This is a genomic window from Moorena sp. SIO3B2 (assembly GCF_010692525.1).
Lineage (GTDB): Bacteria > Cyanobacteriota > Cyanobacteriia > Cyanobacteriales > Coleofasciculaceae > Moorena > Moorena producens.
Genome location: NZ_JAAHHE010000104.1, coordinates 1 through 3,705, shown reverse-complemented (window position 1 = coordinate 3,705; position 3,705 = coordinate 1). Strand labels below are relative to the sequence as shown.

Sequence of the window (3,705 nt, the reverse complement as noted above, 5' to 3'; positions counted from 1 at the left end):
CCCTAATGTGAAGCAATTCAAACCTAACCAACAAGCTAGTCGAGCTGAGGTAGCTGCTTTCTTGTGCCAAGCTACCCAAACCACTGGATTGATTCCTAATCAATACATTGCTAAGGTTGAGCCACCAACTCCTGGTTCTACTGAAGCGGAGTTAAGAGGGGTATGGCTGACAAATATTGATAGTCAGGTACTCTTTTCTACGACAGCAGTAACGGATAGCCTAGAAAAACTGAAGGAGCTGAACTTTAACACGGTATATCCTACAGTGTGGAATTGGGGTTATACACTATATCCGTCTCAAGTAGCTAAACGGGTAGTGGGACTGGAAGCACGAATATCGACGGAGTTAGAAAAAGACTTATTTGACCCAGAAAAGGGGGTACAGGGAGGACGAGATGTTCTCAAAGAGATTGTCGAGGTGGGACATGACAATGGTTTGAGAGTTATTCCCTGGTTTGAATTTGGCTTCAAAGCACCTTCTTATTCTGAATTAGCCAAACGCCACCCAGATTGGCTGACCCAAACTAAAGATGGGGTCAAGACTCAAACCACTAAAGGGTTAGAGCCAGAGGATGAAAGACTACAAGAGATTGTTTGGCTCAATCCTTTTAAACCAGAGGTACAACAATTTATTCAAGATTTAGTTATCGAAATTGTCAGCAACTATGATGTTGATGGTATCCAATTCGATGACCACTTTGGCTTGCCAGTGACCTTTGGTTACGATGACTTCACAGTAGAATTGTACAAAAAAGAACACCAAGGTAAATCTCCTCCCACTGACCCAAAGGATCAGGAATGGGTACGTTGGCGAGCAAACAAAATTACGGATTTCCTAACCAAGCTGTTTCGAGCAGTTAAAGACAGTGTTGAAGACAGTAACAATGATGTGATTATTTCCCTATCTCCCAATCCCCAGCGTTTTTCTTATCAATTCTTTTTAGCTGACTGGGCAAGTTGGGAACAACGGGGTTTGGTAGAGGAACTAATTGTCCAGATTTATCGAGATAATTTCAGCACTTTCATCTCGGAATTAGACCAGACAGAACTCAAAAGAGCACGGAGTCATATTCCGGTAGGAATTGGGATTTTAAGTGGTCTAAGAACTCGCTTAGTTCCGGTATCACAAATTCAGCGGCAAGTGGATGCTGTCCGACTGCGGGGATTTGCTGGTGTGTCGTTTTTCTTTTATGAAACCTTGTTGAATATGAGTGATGAACCAGCTTCTGAGCGTGAGAGGGGTTTTGAGGTCATGTTTCCTGAGTTTGTGAAAGCACCAGATATAGAGGATTGGAAGAAATCGAATTGAGGCGTTGCTGAATTGAAGTATGAATGCGCGATCGTCTGATTTTGGTAATTCCACCATTATCCCCCAATTTTGCGGTGCGACCCGTGGCGAATTTAATTCGCCTACGGAAAGCGCACCGGGGGGGAATTTAATTTACTTTTCTCCCCCAGGATTGGGGGTAATGGGACACAATCATACCCATAAAATTAGTAATGCCGCTCATACTTCAAACATACCTTACCCTGGATTTATTGAAGATGATTTTGGATATGTTCGAGTATAGTAATCTGTTGGTATAAACACTATTTTATATTAGTTTACCACAATTTAATTATTTTTCAGAGATGTCTAGTCGTCGGAGTATATATTGAACTATTGTATCCATATCCTTTTTCCATGCACTTTAACGGACGTATGAGGCTCCGTTAATATCAATGTTGGTTCCAGTTGCCGAGGGGACTTGTCCGGATAAGAGGAAAACCACCATTGCCGCAATTTCCTCTGGCTGGGCGATTCGCTGTAGGGGAATACCTGATAAAATCTGAGAGAGAGGATAGTTTTGGCTAAATTCCGCAGCCATTTCGGTATCAACAAAGCCCGGACAAATAGAATAGGCTAGTATGCCATCCGCAGCGAAGTTTCGAGCAATACTTTTGGTGAGATTACTCAGTGCTGCTTTGGAGGCTGCATAGTGCATATACTCTGGGGTGTCGCCTCGATGAGCTGCACGACTAGAGATGTTAACAATAATTCCTCCTCCTTTGGATTTAAAATGTTCTATAGCCCTTCTGGTGATGGAACTAACAGCAACCAGGTTAACTTGAAGCGTTTTGAGCCATTTCTCTTCCCAGACTGAGGGATTATCATCCAAGCTGAGTTCGGTCATGATGGCGGCATTATTCACAACACCATCAATGGCATATCCTAGATTAAGAACTTCCTCCACTAATTCTTGTCCTGCTTGGGGTTGGGATAAATCTTTTTGAATCACGACACAATCGGGTTTTGCATTGGATGCTAGTTCTTTGGCTGACTCAACATGGGAATTGCAGTGCAGGATAACTCGTGCTTCTGAAGAAATAAGGCATTCGGCGATGGAGTAGCCGATTCCCGTTCCCGCACCTGTTACTAGGAAAGTTTTTTCTGTGATTTTTAAGTTTTCAAGATTCATTACAATCACAAATTAAGAAGGTTTGTCAGTAAAACATTCTGGTGAAGAAACAACTAATAAATTGAGAGCGTCGCTAGATTCATTTCTAATTTGATGTACTGCTCCTGGATAAAGTAATATGCTATCACTCCTGTTTAGACGATGCATTGTGCCATCAATTACAAGAGATGCTTCGCCCTCAAGTATATAGAAAAAATCTCTAAAAATTGGGTCGATTGACAGGTTAATTAACACCCCTATTTGCGTACGCCAAGTCTTGAAACCTAATTTTTTCGTTGGTCAAGTTCAATTGGGATGGCCATTACTGGCTCAATCTTATCAAAGGTAACCAAACTTAAACCCTTACCACACAAAGCTTTCAGGCGAATTTTCACCCACTCATAAATGTTTTATAGCGTTTCTCATAGCTATGAGAAACGCTATATCATAAATCGAGCAATAGTCAGCGAATAATTACTTTCTTAAGATTTACTTAATCAAAAGTCTCTCAAACCAGCACTAATAAAGACTCGAAATTCTTCAATTTCTTAGCTTCATTATTATTAGCATATCCATAGACCCGAGGGAGTTGCTTAGTGGTTAAAAGTACTTTTATGACCTCAGAGTTGGATACATTACTTAGGTTTCTGCCAGAAAGAAGGGCAGTAATGGCAGCTATCCCCAATGCCTGACCAACACCAGCATTAAATTCGACAATTCTACCAGCGGAGGAAGCAAACCCTTGAAACCCAGAACCAGGACTGACAACGGCTAAATTAGGAACTGCCTTAATTTGGGCATGCTGGATGCCAATGTTGAAAATAGGCTTACTAAAACTTACACTTTTAAACCCGTTCTGAGAGGCTCTGTTACCAAGACCTTCGATACCCCCGCGCACATCAAAATGATAGCCAAAGGTTCCCAAAGCGGACCAATTGGGTGTGCCACCTAAGAGCATTTGGGATCCATAGAGAGGGTCTACCACACCAGTAATATTGCCTGCATGGCGGATATAAAGCTCAGATGCTGGCTTAATAGCTTTTGCTCCGATACCCTTGAGCCAAGTTTCCACGAAATTCATCTCTTCGAGAATCTTAGCAGAGGGTTTAGCACCTGCTTGAGCTAATTCCTCTGCTTCAGTGCCATTGACCTTACACAGGAGGGCATTCCAGGAAAGCCTACCCCCTGGAAGAATTGCCACATTGCCTTCATCTGTTCGCCTTCCTGGAGACTCCCGCTATAATCGCGAGATTTAGCGGTGAGAGGA

Annotated in this window: 4 protein-coding genes; 1 reads left to right on the top strand and 3 read right to left on the bottom strand. The window is 42.4% G+C overall.

All coding sequences use genetic code 11. The features are described 5' to 3' along the window. Positions 1–1,309: glycoside hydrolase family 10-like protein (locus tag F6K38_RS20610; protein ID WP_287357304.1), on the top strand; the 1,309-nt coding region annotated here is incomplete at its 5' end. Between the two features lie 382 nt (positions 1,310–1,691). On the opposite strand, the gene F6K38_RS20605 is transcribed toward F6K38_RS20610, so the two are convergent. The 3 genes from F6K38_RS20605 to F6K38_RS20600 form a co-directional block, all read right to left on the bottom strand. Next, entirely contained in the window at positions 1,692–2,459 is a 768-nt protein-coding gene (locus tag F6K38_RS20605; protein ID WP_287357302.1) for an SDR family NAD(P)-dependent oxidoreductase, read from the bottom strand. A 12-nt stretch (positions 2,460–2,471) separates the two neighbouring features. Then, positions 2,472–2,693 (bottom strand): cupin domain-containing protein, encoded by a 222-nt coding sequence (locus tag F6K38_RS43455; protein WP_353737208.1) that lies wholly within the window; start codon positions 2,691–2,693, stop codon positions 2,472–2,474. A gap of 253 nt (positions 2,694–2,946) precedes the next feature. After that, positions 2,947–3,639 carry a hypothetical protein gene (locus F6K38_RS20600; protein ID WP_287357300.1) on the bottom strand — a complete coding sequence of 231 codons (693 nt, stop codon included), beginning with the start codon at positions 3,637–3,639 and terminating at the stop codon, positions 2,947–2,949. Positions 3,640–3,705 lie beyond the last annotated feature (66 nt).

Bases quoted from the DNA above. Each gene is read 5' to 3' on its own strand.
- F6K38_RS20605 (WP_287357302.1), bottom strand. From the start codon at position 2,459: ATGAATCTTGAAAACTTAAAAATCACAGAAAAAACTTTCCTAGTAACA.